1 pseudogene is annotated in these 237 nt (G+C 52.3%); it reads right to left on the bottom strand.

Features of this window, described 5'->3' with window-relative positions:
* Positions 1 to 237: pseudogene (locus tag KVT27_RS26100) on the bottom strand (glycosyltransferase); the annotation flags it as partial.

Below are 237 nucleotides of genomic sequence, written 5' to 3'. Positions count from 1 at the left end.
ATGCGTAACTGCAATTTCGCTATGAAGCACCGAACCGGAAGCTGCCAAATATTCATGAACAGCACCAATCCACACGAACTGGCAGTCCCGGCGCACAAGCCGGCTTCTGCGCAAACTGTACGCAACATGCCCATGTTGATCAAAACCAAGATGATAGTGCATCGTCACACGGTCAACAAGCGGGTCCAGCGTTTCAATCAACTCGAGCAGCAGCTCGCGGTCCTTATCGGTAAGCGT

This window comes from Lysinibacillus sp. GbtcB16 (assembly GCF_019091145.1).
GTDB lineage: Bacteria > Bacillota > Bacilli > Bacillales_A > Planococcaceae > Lysinibacillus > Lysinibacillus fusiformis.
The sequence above is the reverse complement of the archived record's forward strand: the minus strand, read 5'-3'. Positions and strand labels throughout refer to the sequence as shown.